Origin of the sequence: Bacillus sp. RC242 (assembly GCF_044908245.1) — a bacterium.
Classification (GTDB): domain Bacteria; phylum Bacillota; class Bacilli; order Bacillales; family Bacillaceae_G; genus Bacillus_A; species Bacillus_A mycoides.
This window is the reverse complement of record NZ_JBIYCZ010000016.1, coordinates 57,517-84,063: the sequence shown is the minus strand read 5'-3', so window position 1 is coordinate 84,063 and position 26,547 is coordinate 57,517. Positions and strand designations below refer to the sequence as shown.

Genomic DNA, 26,547 nt, shown 5'->3' with positions numbered 1-26,547 from the left:
TAACCTCCACTTCTTATGGTTGCGTATATTCTCTAATATCATTTGTATCATATAGATAAAAACCATCATTGCCAGGTGGATGGTGAACAATTACAGTTCGATCCCCTTTTTTATATGACGTTATTTCACCTTCAGATCGCTGTTTTTCCCATCCATGTATCCAAATTGCAAAGTCAGGTACAAAAGCAGTGTACTTATAGTCTTTCGGATTTTCGTCTTCTACATAGGAAGAAAAAATAGAAACTGGAAAATTTTCCACTTTTGACTCTTTCCATGCAGTAAATGGTATACATAGTGCAATAAGTATGATTACACCTATAACTTTCCCCTTTGTAATCTTCACACTTCCCTCTCCTTGTCATATCACATACATAGATTTTATCATAATTACAATCCATTCATGCTACATGACCACTGCATTTTGCAATAAAAAAAGAGCTTACCTACATCAGATAAGCCCTTCCTCTCTATACAAAATACTTCTTCAAAAGCGGCGGCGTAATAATTGTCGTCAATATAACAACAATGACAATCGCTGTGAAATTTTCTTTCGCTAACAAATTCGCCGCAAGTCCATTTGCTGCGATGATAAGCGCCACTTCTCCGCGCGAAACCATTCCCGCACCGATACTAATAGAAGATTGAAGGTTGAATCCTGTCAGTCTTGCGCCTAAACCTGATCCGATTAACTTTGTGAATATCGCAATAAGAGTCATGATGATAATGAACCAAAGCTGGCTTCCGATACCTTGAAATGTAATTTCCATTCCGATACTTACGAAGAACACTGGAACAAATATTGCATAAGCAATTGGTTCAATTTTATGTTCCACTTCATGCTTATACTCTGTTTGAGAAATGGCAATTCCAGCTGCGAATGCTCCAATAATACCTGCAATCCCCATCATTTCACTGTAATACGAAAAAGAGAAACAAATAATAAGAGCTGCACTAATTAATGCTTCTGTTACGCGAAGTGGTACGAGCATTTTCATAATCCACGGAACAACTTTCCAAGCGATGAAAACAATACTTACAAAAAAGATGATTTTCTTTGCAATGACAAGCGTTACATTTACATCTTGTGTGCCTAAAAAACTCATGACAAACGCTAATAAAATAACGACAATTACATCATCAAATACAGCTGCACCTAAAATCGTCGTACTTTCTCTCGTATTCATTTTCCCTAAATCTCTTAGCGTTTGAACAGAAATACTAACCGATGTGGCACAAAGTAATAACCCTAAAAAGATCGCATGCGACTGTAACATTCCAAAAGCAAGCCCCGCTAAATACCCACCAAGGAATGGGAAAATAATTCCTCCCATCGCTACTGCGAATGCAGATTTTAAATTCCGATTCAACTCTTCTAAATCTGTTTCAAGTCCCGCCATAAACATAAGTAGCAAAACACCAATTTCGCTAAGCTCATCAATAAGTTCTGAACTATTAATAATACCTAGCAAAGCCGGACCGATAATAATACCAACGATTAATTTACCGAGTACAGAAGGCTGGCCAAGTCTAACGCTAATATCACCAGCTAATTTCGTACAAAGTAAAATGACGACAAGTTCAAAATAAAATAACATAACATCTTCTCCTACTATAATAAAGTAAAACTTTAATCAGTGGATTATTCTTCATCTCTACTGATTGTTAACCTGCATCTATTTCTGCACATAGTTTCTCCTTACAACCGGCTTTTTATTTGTTAAAATTTTATTTGACAAAATATTCTGAATTATAATAAGATTAACCCAGAAATTTTAAAAAACTACATACCATAACTGTATTTTCATTCACTTACATACTCTTTTCCAATGGGCTCGTACTATATTCGCAGTTATGGAAATGAAAACTAAAGGAGGAGAGTTCAAAGTGAAGTCATTATTACGAAAAAAAGCACTTAGTACTGAATCACCAAGACAGCTAGATCGAACATTAACGGCACTTGATTTAACGTTTTTAGGAATCGGCGCCGTAATTGGGACAGGGATTTTTGTATTAACAGGTATCGTAGCGGCAAAACATTCTGGCCCTGGTATTATGCTATCATTCCTTATTGCTGCATTTACTTGTGCTTGTGTAGCCTTTTGTTATGCCGAATTTGCTTCTTCTATTCCTGTCTCAGGAAGTGTGTATACTTACGCATACATGACAGTCGGGGAAGTCGTCGCCTTTATCGTTGGTTGGTGTTTAATGCTCGAATATTTACTCGCTGTTGCAGCGGTAGCTGTTGGCTGGTCTGGATACTTACAATCATTGCTTCAAGGGTTCAATATACACCTTCCCACCATTATTTCCTCGGCCCCTGGTACAGGAAAAGGTGGTCTCATTGATTTACCAGCTGTTTGTATTTTACTTCTCATTACTGGGCTTTTAAGTTTTGGTATACGCGAAAGCGCACGCATTAATAATGTTATGGTCCTTATCAAATTAGCAGTTATTATCACCTTTATCGTAGCAGGCGCAAAATATGTAAAGCCTGAAAATTGGACACCGTTCATTCCATTCGGGTACGACGGTATTATTACCGGAGCTGCGACTGTCTTCTTCGCCTTTTTAGGTTTTGATGCAATCGCAACCGCGGCAGAAGAAACGAAAAAACCGCAGCGTGATTTACCAATTGGCATTATAGGTTCCCTTCTTATTTGTACAGTTTTATACATGATCGTATCTTTCGTTTTAACAGGCATGGTTCCTTATACGCAATTAGACGTTTCTGATCCAGTTGCATTTGCACTACATTTCGTTGGTGAAGATACTATTGCGGGGCTACTTGCAGTTGGTGCGATGACAGGAATGACAACCGTTCTTTTAGTCGTTATGTATGGACAAGTTCGTGTTTCTTATGCAATGAGCCGAGACGGCTTACTCCCAAAAGCTTTATCACGCGTAAATAAAAAAGTAAAAATCCCTTTATTAAACACATGGATTACTGGAGTATTTGCAGCTTTATTAGCAGGACTTTTAGACCTACATTTACTAGCGAATTTAGTAAACATCGGTACGTTAACAGCCTTCACATTCGTTTGCTTTGCTGTACTTATTTTACGGAAAACTCATCCTGATTTAAAACGAGGCTTCCGCACACCACTCGTACCTGTACTACCGGTTGTCGCTATTCTTTGTTGTTTATATTTAATGACTAATTTGTCCAAAACGACATGGATCAGCTTTTCATTTTGGCTTATAGTCGGTTTATGCGTATACTTCTTCTACTCTAGAAAACATAGTCATTTAGCTACTAAAAAAACAAATGATGAGAAAAAAGAAGTATAAAAAAATAGCTCGCCTATAATAAAGGCGAGCTATTTTCATTAACGATTGTAAAACGAAAAATATACCGATCAACTTTTGTATACTTATCCCGCTATTTGCCGGGCATTAAGACTCCCACTGATTAAAGTTTCACTTTATTCTCCCTTACTTCGTCTCTTTCTTTTTCTTTCTCCACGCGTTTACACTATCAAAGAAAAAGTTAATAAATAGCGTTCCTAATCCCGCTAATAAAAATGTCATTAAAAATAGAATCCATATACTTTTATCTTTTAATAAATAATATCCTACAAGGAGCACAACGGCGATCCATACATATTCAAGAATTCTTTTTAGCTTTTTCTCTTCCAAATTATTCGCTCCCTTTTTCTATACTACTTTTAGTATAACAAAAAAAAAGCCTATCATGATAAGCTTCTTTTTCTTACACCTTATTTGTTGATGCTTTTTTCAACAAGTGAAATAGCGTGCTCTAGCGTACGATTCATTGATTCCACATACTCATCTTTTACATTTTTATCTTTTAACACAGCTTCCGCAACTGTGATTTTTTGACTTAATGATTTAACAGAACCGTCTGTTACATTTCCATCTTGCGCTTTCTTTACTAAAGCTTTTGCAGATTCAATATTCACTTGTAATTTTTCTTTCGGTGTTTTTGGCTGTTCTTCTGCTACCTTTGATTGTACAAATGTTTGGTTTGCTGTTTTTAATTCATTATACGTTTGAACAATTTGTTCTCCTGTACTTGCTATATTCTCAAACACTTTCTTTGCATTGTCATAACTTCTTTGTAATTCGTTAAAAGCTGCTTGTGAATACTGACCTGGTTTTTCACCAAATTCATAAGTACCTGCCAATACTTCTTTCACTTTCGCAATCTCTTCATATAACGCATTTACTTGCTCTAATTTTGTACGATTAGAAAACTCGTTATATGCTGCTAATACTTCTGAAGAGCTCAACGCTTTACTATATAATTTTGCAAGCGCAATTTGTCCATTTAACGGAATACCACCATTTCCGTTACTATCTGGGTCTGCACCAAGTGCAAATGGCACGTTCGGGTGATATACTTTCCCTTGAGCTGGTTGACTATTTACTTTTTTACCATCTACATAAATTGCTACTTCACTACCGTTATACGTTCCTGTTAAATGATACGTTTTGTTTGCTGCTAATTGAACGCCTACACGTTTATAACTGCCACCAATATGAGCCCATAGTTCTACATATCCATTTCCTGTAGATTCAAAACCAATTCCGCCACTCTCTGTATTTTGTAAAATTCCTTGTCCACGAATTTCATTCATCGAAAATACAGTTTCTAACGTAAACGTATTCGCTACTTTTTCTTTTTGTGCTGCTGAAAATGGAAGGTACCCAAATGTATTTGCTTTTCCATTTAATTTCATTACATTTATTTTCAGAGCTTTATCATATTCAATAAATACATTCCCTTTCACATCACCTTTCGTCCCAAACGGTGAGTTATCTTTAAATGTACCATCTAAGAAATTCACATCAAAAACGTCTGCCTTTGGTACTTTCACATTAGGATCAATATTATCTTTTTTCGTTGTGATTTCTGCAGTTAATGGTTGCTCACTTTCATTGCCAAACGAATCAATTGCAACCACTTCAAGTGCATATGATTTCCTGCCATCTAATCCAGCAAGCGTAAATGTAAGTTCTTTTGGCACTGGATCACGATAAAATTCAGAGAACGCTAATAGCTTATTTTTAATCTCACCTGTTTGTTTATCCTTTGCTTGCAAGCGATAAGAATGAACAAGAAGGTTGTCCAATGCTTGCGGGAATGTTACTGTTGCCGCATTTTCCGTTACATTTGATACAGCAAGCTTTGCATCCTTCGCAAAGTATGGCTTTTCTTTATCACGATCTTCTACATAGTTGAATCCTTCTTTTTTCGTTGGTAATTTAATTTTCCAAGGCTCACCTGTCCAAGAGTTTGTATGGAAATCACGGCGATTAATCGTTACCTCTTTGTCATCTACCTCTACTAATAAACCTTGGCTTAATGTACTAGCTCCTGGCGGGATATTCCCTTGTACTTTACCACCTTCAACTTCCATATAGCTTACAGAAGATGTTCCAACAGACGTAAAGTCTTTTTGATGAATCGATCTTGGATCATCTAACGGATAATGTGAATGACCTGAAAACGTAATTACTTGTGGGTATTCTTTTAATACCGCATTAATTTTTGCACTATCTTTCGTTCCCCATTCTTGGCTACCGTACACTGTATCTTTAATATGTTGATGTAAAAACACAAAAATCGGTTTTTCTGGATCATCTTTTTGTGCCTTTGCCATTTCTTCTTTTAACCAATTAATTTGCTTGTCCGAATAATAGCCATGCGTTGTTCCATCCTCTGGTGACATTACGATAAAGTGATACCCTTTTACTACATTATGATAATAAATCGATTCCATTCCTGTCTTTTCTAAGAAACGCTTCTGTGCTCCCTCTACAGATAAGCCGTTCCAATAATCATGATTACCTAGAGAATTCATTCGTACCGCATCTTTATTTGCATTTTCGTTATACACTTGCATAAAACGATCATATTGCTTTACTGAACCCGAATCAGTAAAATCACCTACAATGACAAACGCATCTTGCTTTGGTGCAAGCGTATTAAATTGCTCAATCGCTCTTTTCCAGCGGAACGTATCATCTGTTCCACTATCTTTAATATGCACATCACTTACAACTGGAAAAACAAGCTTCTTCTCACTTGGTGCCTTTTCTTGCTTTTTCTCTTCCGCTTTAACCGACGCACTCCACGGAAATGACACGAATGCTAATACAAAAACCATCAATAATCCAATAAGTCCTTTTACTTTTCTTAAAGCAGTTCTTTCCACGTAAATCCTCCTCATATAATAAACTATTTACAATGGTTATTGTATCGAATGCATATTAACTTAGTTTGAATTAAGAATGAAATTTATTTAATTCTTGTAAATATACAGTCAATTTTGTGTAACATCCCACATTATTTGTATTATCTTATACAACCACCTTTTGTCTTACAGACTCTCATAACTTATTACTAGCTGTAAGCCTATTAAACATCTTTCGTGAAATTTTTCGCCCCTTTATTAACACAACTATCGTTTTACAACATTTAATAGTAATAAAAAGAAACTATGAAGGGAGGAACTATTAATGGCTTGTAAAAAAAATATCGGCTGCTATGCCCCTTTATCTATCATCTGCCCTCCCTACGATCCACCTAATCCACCTAAACCACCAAGCTGTGAACTAGTCACGAATGAATTTGCTGGTAATTTTTTTATAACAAAAGAAATCCCTCCACCTTCTGAAAATTCCACATTAGTTTTATGGGAAGGAGATGGTTTACTTAAAATATCAGGTACCATTTCTGTGTATAATAGCACTAGTAGTACCGGAGGGGTTACCGTTCAAATTATTGGGCAGGTGACAAATACTTTTACTGTCTATCCTGGCAACACAATGTCATATACAGGTCAATCATTACAATCTGTGACAATCATTAATATTCCAAATAACCCAATTCAATATATAGAGGGAAAATATTGTTGCCAATTCTCATTTTGCTTATAAAATTCTTTACCACCCTAACTTACAAACTATACAAAAAAGCATACCATTACGGTATGCTTTTCCTTATGAAATCGGATAACGCACTGTAAGGCATAATTGCCCTTGGCTCGTTGCCGTCCCTGTTGTTACAATTTGAATTGTAGTAAAATACCTTACTGTAAACGATCCACTACTTTGTGGTTGTACAGTAATTGTATTAACTACTGTCGCTCCTACTAGAAAGTTTACTGTAACTGGATTTACACCCACATCATATTTTATATATCCAGATGCGTACAGGTCTTGTGTAATATTATTCGTATATACCGTTTCAGTGACCGCACCAGTAGCAGCCCAATCTATACACACCTGATCTTGAACAAGTGTTTTACTGGAACAGCATGATAAGTTAGAATTGCACATCTTAGTCCTCTCCTTTTCTATTATGAAAGTGGATAACGTGTTGTTATACAAAACTCTCCTTGATATGTTCCAGCTGTTCCAGCAGGTAAAGTTACTTCAATTGTCTGGAAACGACGGTACGTAAAAGCTATACTCGTTCCAGGATTTAATGTTTGTGTATCAAGTGTAGCTCCTGTTGCATCCAAAACTGTCAGCGTGATTGGACCTGGCCCGACGTCATACCTAACGAACCCTGTTCCAATCATATTTTGATTAATATTGTTGTTATACAGCACATTTGTAATTGCAGTAGCAACTACAGTTCCTGACCATGGACTACACACTTTATCTTGTACAAAATTTTTATCTGGACAGCAAGTTAATGCTGACCCTGAGCACTCACAAGACATAGTTGTTTCCCCTCTCTCTTTTATATTCCCTATATGTGTATGTCCCTCAGAGTCTTTTGCCTGTACTATTCATCTATTTTCAAAAAATATGCAAATTCCATTACCAATGACTAGATAGATTCCGATCTGTTTCGTTTTTTCATAAATTTATAGATTAAAATACCACCTACAATAATAAGAACGACGGCTAATATCGGTAGCATATATTGTCCAACAACACCCGCTGCTTTTTCCCAATGCGGACCTAATTTCATTCCAAAATAAATATACAAAGTCGTTAATGGGAACATTGCTACAAATGTATATATGCTAAATTTCCATATGTTCATTTTCGCCATACCACATGGAACGGAAATAAGCGTTCGAACTCCTGGCACAAAGCGTCCAACAAATGCTACAACCGGTCCATATTTTTCAAAGAAATCATCTGCTTTTTGAATTTGTTCTTCTTTAATGAAGAAGTATTTCCCGTATTTTATTAATAGAGGACGACCACCGTAATACCCGAGCGCATATAACGTTAAAGGTCCTGTCGTTCCGCCAAGCGTTCCAGCTAATACAGCTAGCCAAAAATTCATATCTCCCTCATATACCCAATACCCAACCATGGGCAAAACTACTTCTGCTGGAATAAATTCAAACGTTAATGCTAACACAACTCCAAAATAAGAAAACTGCTTTAAAAACTCGATTATATCTAAAATAATTTGCTCCATATTTTCAACTCCTATCCTACGTTTACGTTATGCTTTTCTTGTAATTGAACTGGCGCCATCTTTACAATTCGGTTCAAAATGAATAACACAATTCCAATATCATCTAAAATACCGATAAACGGCAGGAAGTCTGGAATTAAATCAAGCGGCATCGCAACATACCCAACTAAAAAAGCAACAGATAAAATTTTCTTCTTTATTGAAACCTCTTTTGAAGTAAAAAAGTCAAATAGGAATGGAACGAAACGACGAACATGAAATACAACTCTTAATCTACTAATAAGTTTTTTCATTTTTATTTCTCCTCTCTTTGTATACAAAAAGGACCCTACCAAATATGGTAAGGGTCCTAAAAAAGACAATAAGGGGCCTTTACCATTGCTGGTAAAGGTCTCACTAACAACGAAACGTTGCCAATAAAGCCGAGGGTTTCTCCCTGTAATGACGACTTTACTGTAATAAGTTACTCCCCTTTATATACACAGTTTTATACAATCACATTAAAATATTTACCTAAGCTTGTCAATATTTTTTTCATTCACCATTCAGATTATTACATTGCAAAAAGCTCTCTTTCACGCTCTCTATTGAAGTAAATTGGAGTGTATAACCATCTGGATCAAGAAATATTATTTTAACTTCTTCCCCACATCGTTCTTCTACAAATGATATTTGATAAAACGCTAACTTTTTCTTTAACCGCTCGATATTTGTAGTTTTTAACAATAGTTCCTTCACTGATGAGGTTACAGTTTCTCTATACTCTCCCAGTCCCCTGTTTACAACAAAACAAATTCTCGTTAAACCAATATCATACCACACACCTGTTACACGTATTTGTGGCCTCTCCTCGCTCGGTTTAAACCCTAAAATTCCTTCATAAAAATATAATGTTTCCTTTAAGTTTTTAGATTCTAAGACAATACATGTTGTAACACTTTCCATCCGCACTCCCCCTGCCCCTTTTAGTTTTCTATATGAGTCATAATTTGCAATTATGTACGAATACAATACATAGTGATGAATATTTCATTTATAAAGGAGGCGTGTAACATGGATAAATTCATGAAATCTTACATACCTTATCACGGTCCAAATGATCCTTGCCCTCCAATTGGAAAGAAATACTACTCAACTCCCCCACACCTATTTATGGGCTTTCAACCACCTAACTTACCCCAATTCCCACCAAACGAAGCTTTAAGAAAAGGGACTTTATGGCCTGCTTTTTATGATTTTTATGAACATCCTCACAAAAAAGGACGGTGAATAAAAACGTGACACAAACATTGCCTGATGAATATTACAAATGGATTGAAGAACTACAAGAACTAGACTTTGTATTAGTTGAACTTACCCTCTATTTAGATACGCACCCCGACGATACTGCAGCTATAAATCAATTCAATGATTTCTCCTATAAACGAAGAGTATTACAACAAAAAATTGAAGAAAAATACGGGCCACTTCAGCAGTTCGGAAATAGTTATTCTAACGCTCCATGGCAATGGAGCCAAGGACCGTGGCCATGGCAAATATAAAATGAAACTTTAATCAAGTGGAGTTTACGGGCAGCAAATAGCGGGATAAAGGAGAGAAACTATGTGGATTTATGAAAAAAAATTACAATATCCAGTTAAAGTGAGTACTTGTAATCCAGCACTCGCCAAATTATTAGTTGAACAATATGGCGGTGCGGACGGCGAACTGGCTGCTGCTCTTCGCTACTTAAATCAACGTTATACAATTCCTGATAAAGTCGTTGGCTTACTAACCGATATTGGTACAGAAGAGTTCGCACATTTAGAAATGATTGCTACAATGATTTATAAATTAACAAAAGATGCAACACCTGAACAAATGAAAGCTGCCGGATTAGACGCGCATTATGCGAATCATGATAGCGCCTTGTTTTACCATAATGCAGGTGGTGTTCCTTTTACTGCCACTTACATTCAAGCGAAAGGAGATCCTATCGCAGATTTATACGAGGATATTGCAGCTGAAGAAAAAGCACGAGCGACTTATCAATGGCTAATTGATTTATCAGACGATCCCGATATAAATGATAGCTTACGCTTTTTACGCGAACGAGAAATTGTCCATTCTCAACGTTTCCGAGAGGCTGTAGAAATTTTAAAAGAAGAACGTGATAGGCAAATTTATTTTTAATACACATATCCTAGCGATATGTGTTTTTTTACGTTAAAAGTGAAATTCTTCCTGCATTAACATATAAATAGTATATTTATTCAATTTTACGCATTATTTTAAAATATTTTTAAAATTCCCTCTTGCTTTCTAGTCATCAGACCTTTAAAATAATAACAGTCAATCGACAAATTATTTGAATTTTCGACAAAAAAACGCTCATTAGGAGGCTTTTCTTTATATGCGTACAACTTTAAAACCAGCGCAAATACTTTCGATTAGTTTATTACTATTCGCAGTTTTCTTCGGTGCTGGTAATATGATTTTCCCGCCTCTTCTCGGTCTTTCTTCCGGAGAAAATATGTGGGTTTCCATTACAGGATTTATTATTACAGATGTCGGTTTATCTTTACTAGCTATCGTCGCTGTTGCCCTTGCTGGTGGTAGTTTTAATACTTTAGCGAGCCGTGTTCACCCAAAATTCGCAGCAGTATTCGCTATCATTATTTATCTTTCCATCGGCCCACTATTTGTTATTCCACGAACTGGAACTGTATCTTATGAAATTGGGATTGCACCACTTTTCCCAGATCAATGGTACTCTATGTTAGTTTTTAGTGCGATTTTCTTTATAGTCGTCTACTTCTTATCGTTAAATCCATCCAAATTAGTAGATCATATCGGAAAAATATTAACGCCAATTTTGCTTGGAATTATTGCAATTATGGCAACAAAAGCGATTCTTTCACCAGGATCATTTGCAGAACCTGTTGGTGACTATAAAGAAATTCCATTTTTCAAAGGATTTCTTGAAGGCTTTTTAACATTAGATGCAATCGGAGCACTCGTATTATCAACGATTGTTGTAAATGCAATTCGTCAAAACGGGATACAAGATAAGAAATCCATTGCGAAATATACAATTATTTGCGGAAGCATTGCGGCTCTTTTCTTAACAATTGTTTACTTCTTACTAGGTTATATCGGCGCTTCAAACGGAAACTTAGGACAATTTGAAAATGGCGGTCAACTATTAGCAACTATTATGTATCAATTTTTTGGGACAAGCGGTAATGTTTTATTAAGTATCGCAATTATCTTTGCTTGTTTAACGACTGCAATCGGTGTTGTAAGTGCATTCGCCAACTATTTCACAACAGTATTAACAAATGTTTCATATAAGAAGCTTGTACTATACGTTTGTATTTTTAGCTTCGTTATTTCAAACTTAGGATTAAGTTTATTAATCAAAATTACATTACCCGTATTGATTATTTTATATCCAATTACAATCATTTTAATTTTCGTATCATTTATCGATAAATATACGAAACGTAAACCTTCTGTCTATATCGGAGCGATGATCGCAGCATTCATTATTAGCTGTATTCATGCACTTGATAATGTGGGAATGATACCAAGTTTTATCGCTAATATCGTACACACAATTCCTTTTTATAACTTAGGAATCGGCTGGATCGTTCCAGCAATAATCGGTGGTATAATCGGATACTGTACTCCACAAACAGAAGCTGCAGGTGAAGTTTCTACAAAATAAAGAAAAGAAGCAAGCATTGATTATGCTTGCTTCTTCTTTATTTTCAAATCGTATGCTTAAACGTAAACAGCTCTTCTTTTGACTGCACAGCAGGTTGTTCCTTTTCTACATCTGTCTTCATTCTCACTCCTCCTAACCTTACTTTCATCATCGCCTCTTCTATACTTTTTACAATCATATTTCCTGAAAAAATAGTAAGTCCAAAAAATGTGATGGGAACGAGCGGAATCCACGGATTCACTGTTAATGATCTAAAATAGACTCCAATTAAACCTGACCATTCATGCGTGTAAGATTCTATTTCTTCTATCGGTCCTAAAAACTGAACTGTTCCACCAAAGAATATTTCCAGTAATCCTAAGTGCAGTAAAATAGTAAGAGTTTGCGTAAACTGCTGAAAAAATACAAGTATAAACGTCATATAGAGATGCGGGAAAATATGCTTTATAACAATGTGCCTTCTCGATCCACCCAATATGCACGCAGCTTCAATAAATTCTTCGGTTCTCAATTTACGTACTTCCTTCGCAACATACAGTGCAATAACTGGCATCACAAGCATTACAAGTAATAAAACTTGAAACGAAGCTCTTTCAAAAAAGGTTGTTGTTTCCTCCCCACTCCCAAATGCATTTGCAAGGTGAAGAAAAAAATACGCAATCATAACTGTTGGAATAACTGTAAAACTATCAAAAAAAGCCTCGATTTTTGAAAACCCTCTTTTTACATATGTTCCAAGCACAACACCAAAAAACACACCTATTACCATTCTAAGTGCCGCAATTAAAATAGATATACCAATCGTCCACTTCGCACCTTCAATGACTAAATGTAACAGGTCGTATCCTTTCCGGTCTGTCCCAAGTAAAAATTGTAATGAAGGTGAAAACGGTGGCACTTGTGGATTTTCATCCGCATCATATTGCAATGTAACTTGTCTAATATGTCCATCATTCCATATCGTATTTCCGATGCTCAAAAGAACTAATATGAGAAGAAACCCAATGCTTATCCAAAATCTTTTATCGCGTTTTATATACGTCCACATATTATAGTCTCTCCTTCATCGCAGCTGGAATGAGATAATGAAACAATTTAAACAAAATAAAAATCGGAATATAAATAAGCAGCACACTAACGATGAAAACCTCAACCCTAATACTCTCATACGATTTCAAAAACATAAAAATACCACCCGTATTAAAAATCCATTCTATAATATATAAATTAGATAACATAAAAAAGATATTCGTTTTCGCAAAGAAAAGTGTACTAAGCAACACATTTCGTAAAACATGACGATTTAAAATATGAAAACGATTCAGCCCTTTCGCCTTAGCAAATAGTACATAATCTTTTTCTAGCTCATTTTCAAAACGAAGCACTAACATTTTTACAAACAGAATCGTAGTCGGTATACTCAAACAAAATATCGGCAATCCTCTAATCGACTCGCCTCCAATTGACGCAATTTGAAAAGGTAAAAAGCCTGTTCTTTTAAAAAACCATATAACTAAAATTTGTGATACTAAAATAAGTAGAATGTCTGGAATAGATTCTAGGAAGATGAGAAATGATTTAATGCGATGCTGTATACGCGGTGAACTATTCATAATGACATAAACAATACAAAATGCTACAAATAATGAAATGAAAAAAGCCGCCAAAAAAATCACAATCGTTTCTTTATAATGGACGAACAACTGCGGAAATAAAAATTTACCTCTCACATATTGAAAATTGGAGATATCCATTAAGTTCACAAACACTTCTTTTAAACTCTGTATGTACTTTGATGCATGCAACTCAAATCCGTAAAATAATTTCGGTAATGCCCCTAAACAAATAATACCCAAAATCGAAATAATAAATTGAACCGTCACTTCCATCCCATTCAGAAAAACTTTTTTGACCACGTTTTCCCTTCTCTCTCTATATAATTTCCCTTTTAATTTTATTCTTAATTTTCTGAATTGTAAATATTTATACATAAAAAAATCACTAGGTTATGATTCTAGTGATTCTTTATGCGCATGCCCTTCTCTTTTCGCAAACGGCATATACAAAATAAAACATCCAATAAGTGCAGCTATTTCTAATGAAATAATATAGTAAGGGTGTGGCCCTAACATATCGAGTAATGAAGCAGTTTCTGGCTTACGAGCTAAAAACATATAATTGCCACCTGTTTTGTAGTTCACAAAAGAAACGATTGGAATTATTATGTTTAAAAATATCATCGTACGCTTAATTGATTGCAAGGTCGGTCTATATCCTTCTACCCACGTCATAAAGAGTGGTGCCCAAATGAGTAATACATGTGCAACGAAGAATTCTATAAAGCGAAAATGCGGAAAAGCATATTGCACGTTCGGCGTTAAAATAGCTTGTGATGCACCGATAATTCCTGTAAAAAATACAATCTCATATATGCGATAACTTTTCGTTACAATCATAATCGATGCTAACAATAAACTAATCGTACATAACTCGAATGGTAATGAAGTGCCTAGTTCAAAAATCCCCAATTTCCATTCCCACATATGGAGCCCAATTTCACTCCCAATAAATAAAAATGCAATCGCATATCGAACCGCTATATTCCACTCACTTTGCCGTAATATATCTTGGTATTGATACAGAAAAAATATCCCCACCAACATAATAAATAATATAAGGACGTGTTGCCTTGAGTATGGAATAAATGGTTTTAATGGATGCGCACTAAAATAAGCTTCCATCTTCCTTCCTCCTCTCCTTCATACAATATTATTGTTAGAAAGAAACAAGGAGTCAATTCATCTGCTTAAACCATGTACAACCTCTACATTACATTTACATATCGATACCTTACAAAACTGTAAGGTTATTGTAAGCTAAAACGATTTGTCAGATTCTTCACCTCTTCTATACTTAATGTAGATACTAAAACGAACGAAAAGGTGATAAATAGATGAAGAAGAAAAATAAAGTGTTAATTACTAGTGTAGTAGCGATCGGAATTGCAGCTGGATCATATTTTGCATTTGCTGGCGGTGGTTCAGAAGTAGCAATGGCATATAGCGGTTATAAAATTACGGAAAAACAAATTGAAAATGCACAAAAATTTGGCGGCGAAGTTATTCCAAATGGTATTGAAACAATTTCATTCGATCCAACAAAAGGTACGTATGAATTAGCTGTTAAAAAAGGTGATGAAGTGAAAAAAGGTCAGCTTCTGTTTAAATATAATGACCCTACTGCTAAACAAGGTGTAACGGAAGCAGAAATGCAAAAGAAAATCGCACAAAAAGAAGTAACATTGTTCCAAAAACAAATTGATGCAGCGAAACAAAAATTACAAAAAGATAAAAATGCAGGCCTTCCCGCTGAAGCATTAAAAGCATCCGAAATTGAAGTTGGGCAATTAGAATCACAACTTGAAATGAAGAAGTTTGAAGTAGAAAAAGCTGATGAAATGATTAAAGTAGCAAAAGAGAAAGTAAACACACTTTCTGTAACGAGTCCAGCCGACGGTGTAATTGATGATATCGTAAAAACTGCTGATGAAAAAACAGGTATGAGTGGCATTACACTTCGTCACGCTGGTCAATTTAAAGTAAAAGGTCAACTTTCTGAATATGAACTTGCTAGTATGAAAGTTGGGCAAGAAGTAACTGTTTCATCAAAAACTGTCGCTGGTAAGACTTGGACAGGAAAAGTAACAGAAATCGGTTCTACACCATTAAAGAGCATGGACGAAAACAAAACTGTTTCTAATTATCAATTCACTGTCACATTAGATAATAGTGAAGAATTACAAAACGGCTTCCATGTTTACGTAACGAGTAAATCTGGCGAAGCAACTGGTACGATTGTTCCGAAAAGCAGCATTGTGAAAAAAGGTGACAAAAATGTTGTCTTCGTTGTAAAAGACGGTAAAGCGAAAGAACAAGCAGTTACTGTTGAATTCGAGACAGATAGCGAAGCAAAAGTTTCTGGAGTGAAAAAAGGAGAGGAAATTATCTCTAAACCTGAAAAAGACTTAAAAGACGGTATGGAGGTTGTCACTCAATGATTAACTTAAAAGGCATCACGAAATCTTTCCAAAATGGTGCAGAGTCCGTTCAAATATTACACGGAATTGATGTAACACTAAACCAAGGAGAATTCACTTCTATTATGGGACCATCTGGTTCTGGTAAATCAACATTAATGAACATTATCGGTTGCTTAGATAAGCCAACGACAGGTGCGTACGAACTAGCTGGTCAAAACATTTCAAACATGTCTGAAACAGAACTTGCACATGTTCGTAATAAAGAGATCGGATTCATATTCCAAAACTTTATGTTATTACCGAGACTTACAGCACTTCAAAATGTAGAACTACCTCTTATTTACGCTGGAGTCGATAAAAAAGAAAGACGTGAGCGCTCATTAGCAGCTTTAACAAAAGTCAGTTTAGCTGATCGTGCTACTCACTTACCAAATGAATTGTCAGGTGGACAAAAGCAGCGTGTCGCAGTCGCACGTGCAATCGTAAATAACCCGAAATTTCTCTTAGCAGATGAACCGACGGGTGCACTTGATACGAAAACAAGTACACAAATTATGGATCTCTTTTACGAATTAAACAAACAAGGCTCAACAATCATTATGATTACCCACGATCGTGAAATTGGGGAAGCGGCCGCACGTCAAATTGTAATTCGTGACGGAAATATCGTCCAAGATTGGAGAGGTTAATTTTGAACACGAGTGAAAATATACGCATGGCCCTTTCCTCTATCTTTGCTCATAAAATGCGTTCTATATTAACAATGCTAGGTATTATTATCGGTATTAGCGCCATTATTACTATCATTTCAATGGGTGATGGTACAAATGCAAAGTTTAAAAAAGAGTTAGGCCAAGGAAAAGATACTGAAGTAACGATTTACTACAACAACCCTGATTATGGAACTGATAGTGCCAAAATCACACCTGATATGCTAAAACGTCTTCAAACTGTACCAGGCGTTAAAGATGTTTATCCAGATGTAAGTATGAAAGTAAAAGCATCTTCTGGTTCAAAAGATGTCTCTCTTGATTTAAAAGGTGGAACAGGCGCCTTTATGACAGATTCGAAAATAAAATTAGTTCACGGTCGTGAATTAAACGACAGCGAATTAAACCAAGCAATTCCTGCTGTTATATTAAATGAAGAAGCTTTCAACAAATTATTTAGTGGTTGGGAATCAAATCTATACACAGATGTAAAAGGAAAGCCGTATAAAATAGTCGGTGTATACGAAACGAAAAACGAATTTGGAATGGCTATGCCTGAAGGTTATACATCTCTTGAAAACGCGCCTGTCATTTCAGGAGTAAATGAGTATGACTCTGTAAAATTAACAATGACCTCTCCAACAGAACGCAAAAGTGTAGAAAAACAAGCTGTTTCTGTTTTAAACGACATGAAAGCTCCTAAATTCGAGCACAAATTCGAAGCACAGGACTTAGGTGAATTTACGAAGCAATTAGACGAATCCATCGGTATGATGAAAATGGTATTCGGTGGCATTGCCGCTATCTCCTTACTTGTTGGTGGTATCGGTGTAATGAACATCATGCTTGTATCTGTAACAGAACGTACACGTGAGATCGGTATTCGTAAAGCACTTGGTGCAACGCGCGGTAAAGTATTAACACAATTCTTAATTGAATCTTGTATTTTAACAGGACTCGGTGGTTTCATCGGATTCATGCTCGGTATTTTCTTCGCTTGGATCGTCTCAATCTTTGCCGGATGGCCACTCGTTATCTCAAAAGAACTTGGACTTCTTTCAGTAGGTATCTCAATGCTAATCGGTATTGCATTCGGTTTACTACCAGCAAACAAAGCTGCTAAACTTGATCCAATTGAATGTTTACGATATGAGTAAATAAAAAACGTAGGAGTGTACACTCCTACGTTTTTTATTTTGTTGAAGGCAAATTCAATTTTATCGCTGTTTTATTAAAAATCTGCGTCTCTAACTTCTACTATATAACTCTGAAGCAATTCGCGAACTAATTCATAACAATATCGTCCCTTTAAATCATGTTTCTTCTATTATATATGTTTCATGTTGCGATTACCTTTTTATCCTTGCAGCTTCCATTTCACATTACAACTATCCTGCAATCCTATTATTGCAAAAATACTATGTAATAACACAAATTCAAGGCGTAATTTTTTCCATACTACAACTTGTTTTGTAACAATTATATCTCTATTTCATTAAAATCACCCCTATATATACGACTTCACACACAAGAAGATTATATTTTCATAACTACATTACGATTCAAATAGTTAAATATCTCTTTTTTGTAACGTTACAGAAACATTCACGTAACACCACCGATACAATTTTAATCTATTAGCAATTAAAATTGTATCGATTTTATGATTCTTATGTTCTAATCCCCTAAAAAACGCAAAGAAAACGCTATCAGGATATTAATGGAATTATTACAGAATATTAATGCCTCGTTACGAATGCTTTGTAGTTTTGTGTTTTCCGCAAATAAGAAAATAATGGTTGCTATAATGAGGTCAACGAAAACAAATGCAATGGAGGCTATTATGAAAAAATTTATGGGTATAGCAACAGCAGCGGTTTTTGGTCTTGGGATTTTCACAACATCTGCTAAAGCAGAAACAATCGTAACGACTGATGTACTAAATGTACGAGAAAACCCAACTACTGAATCACAAGTTGTCGGAAAGTTATTAGATGGATATAAAGTTAACGTTTTACATACAGAAAACGGCTGGTCAAAAGTTAAATTAAATAGTGGTAAAGAGGCTTTCATAAGCGCTGACTACACAAAAGATACTTACTACGTAACAGCAAACGTATTAAACGTACGTGCTGGAGCGAATACAGATTCAGCGATTCTTGGTAAATTGAAAAAAGATGATGTAATCGAAACAACACACCAAGTACAAAATGATTGGATCCAATTTGAATATAACGGCCAAACAGCTTATGTACACATTCCTTACTTAACAGGAAAAGCACCAGTTAAAGTTCAGCCAGTAGTTAAAGCTGAAAAAGTAACTAACGTTCAAGATACAGCTAAAGTTCGTGAAGCAGTTAAAGCTCAAGAGGCAGCTGAAGCTCAAGCAAAAACTAAAGCTCAAGAAGCGGCTAAAGCTCGTGAAGTAGTTAAAGCTCAAGAGGCAGCTGAAGCTCAAGCAACAGCTAAAGCCGGGGAAGTAGCTAAAGCTCAAGAGGCAGCTAAAGCTCAAGAAGCGGCTGAAGCTCAAGCAGCAGCTAAAGCTCAAGAAGTGGCTAAAGCTCGTGAAGCAGCTAAAGCTCAAGAAGTGGCTGAAGCTCAAGCAGCAGCTAAAGCTCAAGAGGCAGCTAAAGCTCGTGAAGCAGCTGAAGCTCAAGCAGCTAAGGCTCAAGAGGCGGCTGAAGCTCGTGAAGCAGCTAAAGCTCAAGAGGCAGCTGAAGCTCGTGAGGCAGCTAAGGCTCAAGAGGCAGCTAAAGCTCGTGAAGCGGCTAAAGCTCAAAAACCAGCTACACAACAACCTGTTGCGAAAGAAACTGAAACAAGTGCACCATCTTCTTCTCGTGAATTAAGAGTTGTAGCAACAGCTTACACAGCAGATCCACTTGAAAATGGTTACAAAGCCGGAGATCAAGTAAAATCAGCTATGGGCCATAACTTAACAGCTAATCCAAACATGAAACTAATTGCAGTTGATCCAAGTGTAATTCCATTAGGTTCAAAAGTATGGGTTGAAGGTTACGGAGTAGCAATCGCTGGTGATACTGGTGGAGCTATTAAAGGAAATAAAATTGATGTTTTAATGCCAGATAAAGGTACATCAAGTAACTGGGGACGCCAAACAGTTACAGTGAAAATTTTAAACTAATTATAAAAAAAGAGTTAGTCTCATTATTGAGGCTAACTCTTTTTTAATGATTCTTACATTCTTTCTTTCTCTTGAAAGTAACTAATATTATCCCGAAGCCATTTTCTCTCTGACAAAAACAAGCTCCCTCGTTTTTTATATACTTTATCAAACGTCTTTAAAACTTCTTCATGATCAGCAAACTTATGTAAGAAACGAAGAGCAATAACAATCTCTGATTCATCGGTAGGTACTACTTCATTTTTACGTCTTCTAGAAACAATCTTATTCACACGTTCACAAATTGGCTTAATCGTCCTTTCGTCTCCATATGCATAAAGAGCTCGAACAGCCTCGTATTTCACCATTATATTTCTATCCTTTAAAGCTTCAATATAAACTATTTGTAAGTCCGCTCCCCCTATTTTTGCTAACACTTCAATAACGGTTGAACGAACATAAGCACTATCCCTATATAAAAGCTTTGTTAATGGAAGAATCGATTGATTTGTTCCAATCTCAAGCAACGTATAACAAATATTTGTAATCTCATCTTTATTTTCTTCAGTATCCAGCAACTTTAGCAACGCACGTTCCGCTTCTAACGATTTATATAACTTTAAGGAAGAAACTGCCCAAAAACGAACACTATCGTTTTTATGATAAATATAAGGAATAATTTTATTTGTACTACTTACTTCTGGTAACGGATAAATATTACTAAGTAATTCACTTAACAGAGTCGGGCTCTCTTCATATTCCAAACGATCTATAAGGTAATCAGCAATACAGATTTCTTTCGTATTTATAGCGAGTTTCGTCATTAAATAATAAATATCTTTCTTCATAGATATCTTTTTTGCTTTTATTAACTTCTCCTGTAAATAAGGAAAAGTTAATAGGTCATATAGCTCTTTTGCTTCATCATATGCACGATGCCATATCTCTGTCTCTTCATCGGCCATTCGCCTTAATAAATCATCTATATACTCTTCCATCTCCTTCTCTCCCGTCCAAATTAAATCTATCTCTTTGCATTCTATATACGATAGATTACTATTTCAACAGAAAAAAGAGGATGCCATAGCATCCTCTCCTCCCTTCCCTATTCCACACAAGTAAACTGTGTCCAAGCCCCAACATAATCTAGTAAAAACAGTTCTTCTTCCGCAATTGTACCGACAATATTTTTCCGTTCATCTATCGGCATTTCTTTCAAGATGATTTGTAGTTCACCTTTATACTTTCCGAATAGGTTATTACCAATTACAACTTGCCCTCTTTTCTGTCGTACACTTTCGCGCACTGGGAAATCATAGTCTTTGTACTTTTTACGCACTTCTGTAGAACGTACCATATACTCTGTTATGTCACCGCGTCTTACGTGTAATTCTTGCAGTGTCGCTCTCTTCTCTACTTCAGTCGCTTCGTCTACAAATTGTACCTTTAGCTGTAACATGTAACGATTTAAGTTTCCTAGTTTCTCTAACTCTTCTTCACTCGCATAAGCATTTCCGATAATAACATCATCAATAAGCCCTGTTGCCCATAAATGTTTCGCTTGTACTTCAATTGGTAAGTTACGATGTTGTTCTAACGTACATAATCCGTCATTAATATCCCATGGACCAATTTCAGCTGCATGTGACGTAATAAATGCTGCCGTGCGAATACCATGCTTTTTAAAGCGTTCACTACAGCGAATGAAATAATCATACGGAAGACCAGTAAATTTTTGCGGATAAAAATTGTGACAACCAATTAAAGCTGATTTATTCGCTTGATGCGAAAGGATATTTTCTAAATAGGCAATATCATTACTTACATTCAGCTCAATTTTTAAGCCATATGGATTATTCGTCATTTTCGCTTCTGTTAACCCGTCAAACCCTACATCTAAACGAATTCCATCTGCACCTAACTCTGCAAAGAATGATAGATCACTATAACTAATACCAAGTTGATCGAATACAGCCGGAGCTACATCTAAAATAACTTCCATATTATACTCTTTTGCATGCCCAATAATTTCTTTAAATTCAACTACAATTTCCTCTTTTGGACGATTAACAGACAGTAAACATGTGAATATTCTTGAAAAACCGTGGCGTGCCGCTGCCGAAATGTATGCCATATCTTGTTCTTTCGTTGAATGCTCTGGATAAAGTGAAATTCCTAATTTACGCTCCATGCTTTTGCATCTCCTTCACACGTTGTATTAATGCCATGCTCGTAAATCTATATTTTGCAGATAAACATGTTGCACATAAAATCGTTGGTACGATGATAAAGTACGGTGATTCTAAACTAAATGCCACATAAGCTCCCATTGAACATCCAATAAATAATATCGACACAAGTAGTAAAACTAATAGCGATTTACTTTGTACCCACTTTGAATAATGTGCAATACACTGCCCCGCCACGAATGTAATTAAGATGATAATTGCTCCGAGCATTCTGTTTTCTCCTCTCCTGCTAATTGTTGTTTCTCATACATTTTGAAGAATGGATAGTAAATAACGAATGAGATAACAAAGTTAACAAGTACAAGTACACCGGCCATAATTGTCCAGTCCGTACTAATAATCGCTGCAATTGGCGCTAACATCGTAAATGGCAGCTTCGCCATCATGAGCGGAATCATACCTGAAACAACTGCGAAATATGATACCGTCGTTGTAACTAACGGTGTAATAACGAACGGAATAATTAAGATTGGATTCATTACAATTGGTGCCCCGAAAATAATTGGCTCGTTAATATTGAATAATCCTGGTACGAATGATAATCTACCTAACTCTTTTAAGAACTTAGATTTAGAGAACATAAACATAATAACTAAAGCTAACGTTGAGCCTGATCCACCGATCCATACGAACCATTGAATAAATTGCTCTGTAAATAAGTTTGGTAACTGATGTGCATTTCCTGTAGCCGTAAATACTTCCATATTTTCAAGAATTGCTGAATCCCACATCGGACGAATGATTGGTCCTAAAATCGCTGGGCCATGTATACCGAACGACCAGAAGAATACAATTAGGAATACTGTTAATAAACCACCGAATAAATTATTTCCTACTAATACTGATTTTAATGGTGCGATTAAATATGTGATTGTTGTGTTTACATCAAATTTCAAACCGTAACGAATACCCCAGAATAAAAGAATAACTACTAAAGTTGGAATTAATGCTGCAAACGAGTTTGCAACTGCTGGTGGTACACTATCTGGTAATTTAATCGAAATATTATGCTTAATCATAAAGTGATAAATTTCTACTGCAATTAATGCTGTAACAATTGCTCCGAATAAAGAAGTTGCACTTAATGTTCCTACTGAAATATATCTACCTGCATCAATAACACCTGGTACAGCTTTTGTTATTTGAATTGGTTCAACTGATGCTAGTAAAAAGGCGAGTACAGATAATAATCCTGCACTTAATTGATTGAGCTGATAAAAGTTCGCGAGTGAAGCCCCTACCCCAAACGCTGCGTATAATGCCATTAATCCTACTGTAAATCGGAATGGAATATCTAAAATATGGCGAAACGGTGCAATCCACTCCATATATGCATCAATTGGTAAGTTTAAAAAGATAACGAAAAATGACCCGACAATCGTTAACGGTAATGTAGAAATAACTCCATTTCGAATTGCTAATAAATGTCGTTGCCCCGCAATCTTTTGCGTTGTCGGCATAATCTTCTGTTCCATAAAACTCATAAAACCATTCATCGATAACCCTCCCTATGTTCAATGTGGCGAAATTTAAAAGTTATAACATTATAATGTTTATATTTAAAAAAATATAATTACGCTAAAACTAATTGTTCAGCTTGCTTAAGTACTTTCAAACCATCACACATGCCATAATCTCGTTGTTCTATAATTGCAACTGGTATATCGTATGATTTCGCAAGAAACTCTACTGCTGGAAACAAATACTTCACCTGTGGTCCAATTAAAACAACATCAGCATTTTTTATTTCCAGTTTCACAAGTTCTGAATCAACTGCTTTAATTTTATAATCCTTCCCTTGTTTCTTTGCCTCTTCTTGCATTTTTCTTACAACCATACTCGTTGACATACCTGCCGCGCAACATAATAAAATGTACATCTTATACTGTCACTTTCTCTTCCACTCGTTTATGAAGAGTAATAAATTCTTCAGCAAGTTCTTTCACTGTAATGGCATTCATTAAATGATCTTGTGCATGCACTAATAATAAACTTATTTCTGCATGATTTCCTCTTGCTTCTTCTTGAATTAAATCCGTTTGAATACGATGAGCGGATGATATTTCCTCACTAGCAAGTGTCATCTTTTCACTCGCATTCTCAAAATCTCCTTGTCTTGCAAAAGCAATTGCTTCAAGCGCCGCGCTTCTCGCGTTGCCACCATGTAAAATTAACGCAAATGGAGTTTGCATATCAGTCATTTAAAATTCCCCCAAGTTATGTTTTTTCTATATTTTTATCTTATTATGAAAACGCATACAATTAAACATAAAAAACTTCCGTTGTGTAACGGAAGTTTTAATATACTTTTTCATAATGATAGTAAGATTTCTTGAAAATCATCAACAGCTTGAGCCTGATGCAATTTTTCTATTATAGTTTGACTAGACATAATATCAAATAAAAAATCATAAAGCTTTTGTAAATCTTCATTATTATTGCGCTTCACACTAAATATAATAATAACTTGTACTTTTTTATCTCCCCAGTCAATCGCCTTATCGAGTGTACAAAACATCAAAAATGTCGTATCGCTTAATAATTGCATCGGATGCGGAATTGCCACTAAGTTTCCAACCGCTGTAGGAGATGTGTTCTCTCTCTCCATAACAGAAGCATAAAAGTTTGCGGGTACATAGTTTTTCTCAGCAGCTTTCTCACATAAAAACTGGATAACCTCTTCTTTCGTAGAAGCACTACGATTTAAGAAGATCAAATCTTCCTTAATATATTGCTGCATACTATCATTCACATGTGTAAATAACTGCTTACCAATTGATTTAATCTCTTTATCATCAAATATTGAGTTTACCTTTATAACCGGAACAGGCAAACCACTCGGTATATGAATCGTACTAATAATACAATCTATTTTATCTTTATAAAGATCTTCCACTTTCAATTGATAGTACCCTGTAATACCTACAATCTCTAGTTTATCTCGGAAATGTGATAGAATTTTATATTTCAGCAGTTGTGCACTCCCTTGACCAGTTGCACAAACTAATAAACATCTTTTCTTTTGATTATTTTCCTGCAAGCGGCTCATCGCCCCACCAAAGTGAATGGCAATATAACCAATCTCACTCTCTGGAATGGATTCACCCGTATATTCACCAATTATATCTCCAACGAGAACTGCAATTTCAAAAGCATATGGATAATTTTTTTTCACTTCTGCCAAAAGAGGATTTCGCGTATTTAACTTATATTTCAAACGATTTAATAACGTTTTTAAATGAACACCAAAACCAAATAATAATTCTTCATCGTAATAAAAAGTAAGATTCCGTTCTTCCGCTACTTTGAAAAGAATATGCTGCATGAATGCATATACGTCTTTCCCTAATAGCTCTTCCACATTTTCATAGCGATCTCTCGCTGTAACAGCAGTACTTAATAAATGCATCGTCACATATAAAATTTCTTCTTCTGGAAATTGAAGTTTTAGCTCTTCCCCTAAATTCCCTAAAATCTGTTTCGCAATTTTATATTCTTTCTTTATTATAAGTTCAGATTCCTCTACATGCAGTGCTTGAATGTAATGATCATCCCTGCATCTCTTTAAAGCAATCGCAATATGAATTGATAAATTATCAATTTCTATATCTGATAAATATATCGTTCCTCCCTCGATATACTTTAGTATAACTGAGCGGATGAGAGAAATATGGGGTAACGATAAATATGTGTCCGTCTGCTCATAGTTCTCATGAAACGGAGTATGGTCATAACGCGGCAAACCATATTGTGATAAACAAGAACGAATATTAAATTCTTCTCCTACAATACGTATACCATAATATGGTCTTTTTTCAATTTGTAACTCATAGCGACTACAAATATCTGTAACATCTTTCATAATTAAATTTACAGTAGATTTACTCACATAAATCTCTTCCGCTAGCTGTGAAAGCTTCACATACCCATCTGTCGTTAAAATACGGTGTAAAATATAAGCTACTCTTTCTTCATAAGAAGTTGGAATCTTTTCTGTCTGTTTTTGAAATACATTTACGCAAAAATCTTCAAACTTCTTAGTTTGTATAATTTCTAGTTCGTACCCATTCCCTCTTTGTGATTCAATTTTCGCTCCGTGTTCTTCCAATATATCATTTAATAATTTTATATCCTTTTGAATCGTCTTCGTTGATACGTGTAAACGGCTCGCTAAAAAAGCTCGATTTAGCATCGATTTCTCTTCTAAAAACTCCTCTAAAATGGAAATTAATCGCTGATGCACTTTTGTCATAGCTCTTCCTCTCGCTCTTTATATAAAAGGGAAAAAGCCACTGAAATCAGTAGT

At 35.6% G+C, this 26,547-nt stretch carries 29 protein-coding genes; 10 read left to right on the top strand and 19 right to left on the bottom strand.

Going from position 1 to position 26,547, the window contains the following annotated elements:
• Positions 1 to 13: 13 nt before the first annotated feature.
• Positions 14 to 343, bottom strand: coding sequence for an outer surface protein (locus tag ABH957_RS24245; protein ID WP_404491818.1), 330 nt, complete (start codon positions 341 to 343; stop codon positions 14 to 16).
• A gap of 124 nt (positions 344 to 467) precedes the next feature.
• Positions 468 to 1,595, bottom strand: a complete 1,128-nt coding sequence (locus ABH957_RS24240) for a cation:proton antiporter (RefSeq protein ID WP_016094715.1) — start codon at positions 1,593 to 1,595, stop codon at positions 468 to 470.
• A 289-nt stretch (positions 1,596 to 1,884) separates the two neighbouring features.
• On the opposite strand from ABH957_RS24240, the gene bcaP reads away from it, so the two are divergent.
• Positions 1,885 to 3,288 (top strand): branched-chain amino acid transporter BcaP, encoded by a 1,404-nt coding sequence (gene bcaP / locus ABH957_RS24235; protein ID WP_404512376.1) that lies wholly within the window; start codon positions 1,885 to 1,887, stop codon positions 3,286 to 3,288.
• A 144-nt stretch (positions 3,289 to 3,432) separates the two neighbouring features.
• Here bcaP and ABH957_RS24230 read toward each other — a convergent pair whose 3' ends face one another.
• Together ABH957_RS24230 and ABH957_RS24225 are read right to left on the bottom strand one after the other, a co-directional pair.
• The gene (locus ABH957_RS24230) at positions 3,433 to 3,636 is read right to left on the bottom strand and encodes a hypothetical protein (RefSeq protein ID WP_000391506.1); all 204 of its coding nucleotides are present in this window, start codon (positions 3,634 to 3,636) and stop codon (positions 3,433 to 3,435) included.
• 80 nt (positions 3,637 to 3,716) lie between these two features.
• A complete protein-coding gene (locus ABH957_RS24225; protein ID WP_404512374.1) occupies positions 3,717 to 6,179 on the bottom strand; it encodes a LamG-like jellyroll fold domain-containing protein in 2,463 nt (820 codons plus the stop codon).
• A gap of 304 nt (positions 6,180 to 6,483) precedes the next feature.
• Here ABH957_RS24225 and ABH957_RS24220 point away from each other — a divergent pair, with 304 nt between their 5' ends.
• Complete coding sequence (locus ABH957_RS24220; protein WP_404455469.1) at positions 6,484 to 6,903, top strand: S-Ena type endospore appendage; 420 nt, start codon at positions 6,484 to 6,486, stop codon at positions 6,901 to 6,903.
• A gap of 63 nt (positions 6,904 to 6,966) precedes the next feature.
• On the opposite strand, the gene ABH957_RS24215 is transcribed toward ABH957_RS24220, so the two are convergent.
• The 5 genes from ABH957_RS24215 to ABH957_RS24195 all read right to left on the bottom strand — a co-directional run bounded on the left by ABH957_RS24215 (position 6,967) and on the right by ABH957_RS24195 (position 9,355).
• Positions 6,967 to 7,305, bottom strand: a complete 339-nt coding sequence (locus tag ABH957_RS24215) for a DUF3992 domain-containing protein (RefSeq protein ID WP_404455466.1) — start codon at positions 7,303 to 7,305, stop codon at positions 6,967 to 6,969.
• Positions 7,306 to 7,325: 20 nt separating this feature from the next.
• Positions 7,326 to 7,694, bottom strand: coding sequence for a DUF3992 domain-containing protein (locus ABH957_RS24210; RefSeq protein WP_404446133.1), 369 nt, complete (start codon positions 7,692 to 7,694; stop codon positions 7,326 to 7,328).
• A gap of 110 nt (positions 7,695 to 7,804) precedes the next feature.
• On the bottom strand, positions 7,805 to 8,410 hold the full coding sequence (locus ABH957_RS24205; protein ID WP_002010780.1) for a DedA family protein: 606 nt from the start codon (positions 8,408 to 8,410) through the stop codon (positions 7,805 to 7,807).
• Positions 8,411 to 8,421: 11 nt separating this feature from the next.
• On the bottom strand, positions 8,422 to 8,703 hold the full coding sequence (locus ABH957_RS24200) for a YkvA family protein (protein WP_000733852.1): 282 nt from the start codon (positions 8,701 to 8,703) through the stop codon (positions 8,422 to 8,424).
• A 241-nt stretch (positions 8,704 to 8,944) separates the two neighbouring features.
• A complete protein-coding gene (locus tag ABH957_RS24195) occupies positions 8,945 to 9,355 on the bottom strand; it encodes a VOC family protein (protein ID WP_404491820.1) in 411 nt (136 codons plus the stop codon).
• 108 nt (positions 9,356 to 9,463) lie between these two features.
• Between ABH957_RS24195 and ABH957_RS24190 the strand changes: the two genes are divergently transcribed.
• From ABH957_RS24190 to brnQ2, 4 genes are all read left to right on the top strand, one after another.
• A complete protein-coding gene (locus ABH957_RS24190; RefSeq protein WP_404512372.1) occupies positions 9,464 to 9,679 on the top strand; it encodes a spore coat associated protein CotJA in 216 nt (71 codons plus the stop codon).
• Positions 9,680 to 9,687: 8 nt separating this feature from the next.
• Positions 9,688 to 9,951, top strand: a complete 264-nt coding sequence (locus ABH957_RS24185) for a spore coat protein CotJB (RefSeq protein ID WP_000194953.1) — start codon at positions 9,688 to 9,690, stop codon at positions 9,949 to 9,951.
• Positions 9,952 to 10,012: 61 nt separating this feature from the next.
• Positions 10,013 to 10,582 (top strand): spore coat protein CotJC, encoded by a 570-nt coding sequence (gene cotJC, locus ABH957_RS24180; RefSeq protein ID WP_002010774.1) that lies wholly within the window; start codon positions 10,013 to 10,015, stop codon positions 10,580 to 10,582.
• Between the two features lie 220 nt (positions 10,583 to 10,802).
• Positions 10,803 to 12,119: a branched-chain amino acid transport system II carrier protein BrnQ2 gene (brnQ2, locus tag ABH957_RS24175; RefSeq protein ID WP_404446119.1), complete on the top strand. Its 1,317-nt coding sequence runs from the start codon at positions 10,803 to 10,805 to the stop codon at positions 12,117 to 12,119.
• A 43-nt stretch (positions 12,120 to 12,162) separates the two neighbouring features.
• Here brnQ2 and ABH957_RS24170 read toward each other — a convergent pair whose 3' ends face one another.
• The 3 genes from ABH957_RS24170 to ABH957_RS24160 form a co-directional block, all read right to left on the bottom strand.
• Positions 12,163 to 13,167, bottom strand: coding sequence for an ABC transporter permease (locus tag ABH957_RS24170; RefSeq protein WP_404455460.1), 1,005 nt, complete (start codon positions 13,165 to 13,167; stop codon positions 12,163 to 12,165).
• 1 nt (position 13,168) lies between these two features.
• Positions 13,169 to 14,035: an ABC transporter permease subunit gene (locus ABH957_RS24165; RefSeq protein WP_404455457.1), complete on the bottom strand. Its 867-nt coding sequence runs from the start codon at positions 14,033 to 14,035 to the stop codon at positions 13,169 to 13,171.
• 90 nt (positions 14,036 to 14,125) lie between these two features.
• Positions 14,126 to 14,860, bottom strand: a complete 735-nt coding sequence (locus tag ABH957_RS24160; protein ID WP_404512370.1) for a YwaF family protein — start codon at positions 14,858 to 14,860, stop codon at positions 14,126 to 14,128.
• A 212-nt stretch (positions 14,861 to 15,072) separates the two neighbouring features.
• Between ABH957_RS24160 and ABH957_RS24155 the strand changes: the two genes are divergently transcribed.
• The 4 genes from ABH957_RS24155 to entC all read left to right on the top strand — a co-directional run bounded on the left by ABH957_RS24155 (position 15,073) and on the right by entC (position 20,013).
• Positions 15,073 to 16,176 (top strand): efflux RND transporter periplasmic adaptor subunit, encoded by a 1,104-nt coding sequence (locus ABH957_RS24155; protein ID WP_088038535.1) that lies wholly within the window; start codon positions 15,073 to 15,075, stop codon positions 16,174 to 16,176.
• On the top strand, positions 16,173 to 16,847 hold the full coding sequence (locus ABH957_RS24150) for an ABC transporter ATP-binding protein (protein WP_002087431.1): 675 nt from the start codon (positions 16,173 to 16,175) through the stop codon (positions 16,845 to 16,847). The genes ABH957_RS24155 and ABH957_RS24150 overlap by 4 nt, the downstream gene beginning before the upstream one ends.
• A 26-nt stretch (positions 16,848 to 16,873) precedes the next feature.
• Complete coding sequence (locus ABH957_RS24145) at positions 16,874 to 18,025, top strand: ABC transporter permease (protein WP_002029935.1); 1,152 nt, start codon at positions 16,874 to 16,876, stop codon at positions 18,023 to 18,025.
• A 563-nt stretch (positions 18,026 to 18,588) separates the two neighbouring features.
• Positions 18,589 to 20,013: a cell wall-binding protein EntC gene (gene entC, locus ABH957_RS24140; RefSeq protein WP_404491821.1), complete on the top strand. Its 1,425-nt coding sequence runs from the start codon at positions 18,589 to 18,591 to the stop codon at positions 20,011 to 20,013.
• 53 nt (positions 20,014 to 20,066) lie between these two features.
• On the opposite strand, the gene ABH957_RS24135 is transcribed toward entC, so the two are convergent.
• From ABH957_RS24135 to ABH957_RS24105, 7 genes are all read right to left on the bottom strand, one after another.
• Positions 20,067 to 20,990, bottom strand: coding sequence for a HEAT repeat domain-containing protein (locus tag ABH957_RS24135; RefSeq protein WP_404512368.1), 924 nt, complete (start codon positions 20,988 to 20,990; stop codon positions 20,067 to 20,069).
• Positions 20,991 to 21,097: 107 nt separating this feature from the next.
• Positions 21,098 to 22,183, bottom strand: a complete 1,086-nt coding sequence (locus ABH957_RS24130) for a DUF871 domain-containing protein (protein WP_404512366.1) — start codon at positions 22,181 to 22,183, stop codon at positions 21,098 to 21,100.
• On the bottom strand, positions 22,173 to 22,451 hold the full coding sequence (locus ABH957_RS24125) for a hypothetical protein (RefSeq protein WP_002087437.1): 279 nt from the start codon (positions 22,449 to 22,451) through the stop codon (positions 22,173 to 22,175). Before ABH957_RS24125 ends, ABH957_RS24130 begins: the two co-directional genes overlap by 11 nt.
• Positions 22,427 to 23,737, bottom strand: coding sequence for a PTS sugar transporter subunit IIC (locus ABH957_RS24120; RefSeq protein ID WP_001013048.1), 1,311 nt, complete (start codon positions 23,735 to 23,737; stop codon positions 22,427 to 22,429). Before ABH957_RS24120 ends, ABH957_RS24125 begins: the two co-directional genes overlap by 25 nt.
• A gap of 77 nt (positions 23,738 to 23,814) precedes the next feature.
• Entirely contained in the window at positions 23,815 to 24,120 is a 306-nt protein-coding gene (locus ABH957_RS24115) for a PTS sugar transporter subunit IIB (RefSeq protein ID WP_002087440.1), read from the bottom strand.
• Position 24,121: 1 nt separating this feature from the next.
• Positions 24,122 to 24,442 (bottom strand): PTS lactose/cellobiose transporter subunit IIA, encoded by a 321-nt coding sequence (locus ABH957_RS24110; RefSeq protein ID WP_002087442.1) that lies wholly within the window; start codon positions 24,440 to 24,442, stop codon positions 24,122 to 24,124.
• A 110-nt stretch (positions 24,443 to 24,552) separates the two neighbouring features.
• A complete protein-coding gene (locus tag ABH957_RS24105; protein ID WP_404512364.1) occupies positions 24,553 to 26,493 on the bottom strand; it encodes a BglG family transcription antiterminator in 1,941 nt (646 codons plus the stop codon).
• Between the last annotated feature and the right edge of the window lie 54 nt (positions 26,494 to 26,547).

What these genes read in the sequence shown, in the direction of transcription:
- ABH957_RS24220 (WP_404455469.1), top strand. Translation starts at nt 6,484, where the DNA reads ATGGCTTGTAAAAAAAATATCGGCTGCTATGCCCCTTTATCTATCATC.
- ABH957_RS24135 (WP_404512368.1), bottom strand. Translation starts at nt 20,990, where the DNA reads ATGGAAGAGTATATAGATGATTTATTAAGGCGAATGGCCGATGAAGAG.
- ABH957_RS24205 (WP_002010780.1), bottom strand. Translation starts at nt 8,410, where the DNA reads ATGGAGCAAATTATTTTAGATATAATCGAGTTTTTAAAGCAGTTTTCT.
- ABH957_RS24210 (WP_404446133.1), bottom strand. Translation starts at nt 7,694, where the DNA reads ATGTCTTGTGAGTGCTCAGGGTCAGCATTAACTTGCTGTCCAGATAAA.
- ABH957_RS24105 (WP_404512364.1), bottom strand. Translation starts at nt 26,493, where the DNA reads ATGACAAAAGTGCATCAGCGATTAATTTCCATTTTAGAGGAGTTTTTA.
- brnQ2 (WP_404446119.1), top strand. Translation starts at nt 10,803, where the DNA reads ATGCGTACAACTTTAAAACCAGCGCAAATACTTTCGATTAGTTTATTA.
- ABH957_RS24160 (WP_404512370.1), bottom strand. Translation starts at nt 14,860, where the DNA reads ATGGAAGCTTATTTTAGTGCGCATCCATTAAAACCATTTATTCCATAC.
- ABH957_RS24155 (WP_088038535.1), top strand. Translation starts at nt 15,073, where the DNA reads ATGAAGAAGAAAAATAAAGTGTTAATTACTAGTGTAGTAGCGATCGGA.
- cotJC (WP_002010774.1), top strand. Translation starts at nt 10,013, where the DNA reads ATGTGGATTTATGAAAAAAAATTACAATATCCAGTTAAAGTGAGTACT.
- ABH957_RS24145 (WP_002029935.1), top strand. Translation starts at nt 16,874, where the DNA reads ATGGCCCTTTCCTCTATCTTTGCTCATAAAATGCGTTCTATATTAACA.
- ABH957_RS24195 (WP_404491820.1), bottom strand. Translation starts at nt 9,355, where the DNA reads ATGGAAAGTGTTACAACATGTATTGTCTTAGAATCTAAAAACTTAAAG.
- ABH957_RS24200 (WP_000733852.1), bottom strand. Translation starts at nt 8,703, where the DNA reads ATGAAAAAACTTATTAGTAGATTAAGAGTTGTATTTCATGTTCGTCGT.
- ABH957_RS24120 (WP_001013048.1), bottom strand. Translation starts at nt 23,737, where the DNA reads ATGAATGGTTTTATGAGTTTTATGGAACAGAAGATTATGCCGACAACG.
- ABH957_RS24190 (WP_404512372.1), top strand. Translation starts at nt 9,464, where the DNA reads ATGGATAAATTCATGAAATCTTACATACCTTATCACGGTCCAAATGAT.
- ABH957_RS24170 (WP_404455460.1), bottom strand. Translation starts at nt 13,167, where the DNA reads ATGTGGACGTATATAAAACGCGATAAAAGATTTTGGATAAGCATTGGG.
- ABH957_RS24115 (WP_002087440.1), bottom strand. Translation starts at nt 24,120, where the DNA reads ATGTACATTTTATTATGTTGCGCGGCAGGTATGTCAACGAGTATGGTT.
- ABH957_RS24215 (WP_404455466.1), bottom strand. Translation starts at nt 7,305, where the DNA reads ATGTGCAATTCTAACTTATCATGCTGTTCCAGTAAAACACTTGTTCAA.
- ABH957_RS24125 (WP_002087437.1), bottom strand. Translation starts at nt 22,451, where the DNA reads ATGCTCGGAGCAATTATCATCTTAATTACATTCGTGGCGGGGCAGTGT.
- ABH957_RS24110 (WP_002087442.1), bottom strand. Translation starts at nt 24,442, where the DNA reads ATGACTGATATGCAAACTCCATTTGCGTTAATTTTACATGGTGGCAAC.
- entC (WP_404491821.1), top strand. Translation starts at nt 18,589, where the DNA reads ATGGAATTATTACAGAATATTAATGCCTCGTTACGAATGCTTTGTAGT.
- ABH957_RS24150 (WP_002087431.1), top strand. Translation starts at nt 16,173, where the DNA reads ATGATTAACTTAAAAGGCATCACGAAATCTTTCCAAAATGGTGCAGAG.
- ABH957_RS24130 (WP_404512366.1), bottom strand. Translation starts at nt 22,183, where the DNA reads ATGGAGCGTAAATTAGGAATTTCACTTTATCCAGAGCATTCAACGAAA.
- ABH957_RS24240 (WP_016094715.1), bottom strand. Translation starts at nt 1,595, where the DNA reads ATGTTATTTTATTTTGAACTTGTCGTCATTTTACTTTGTACGAAATTA.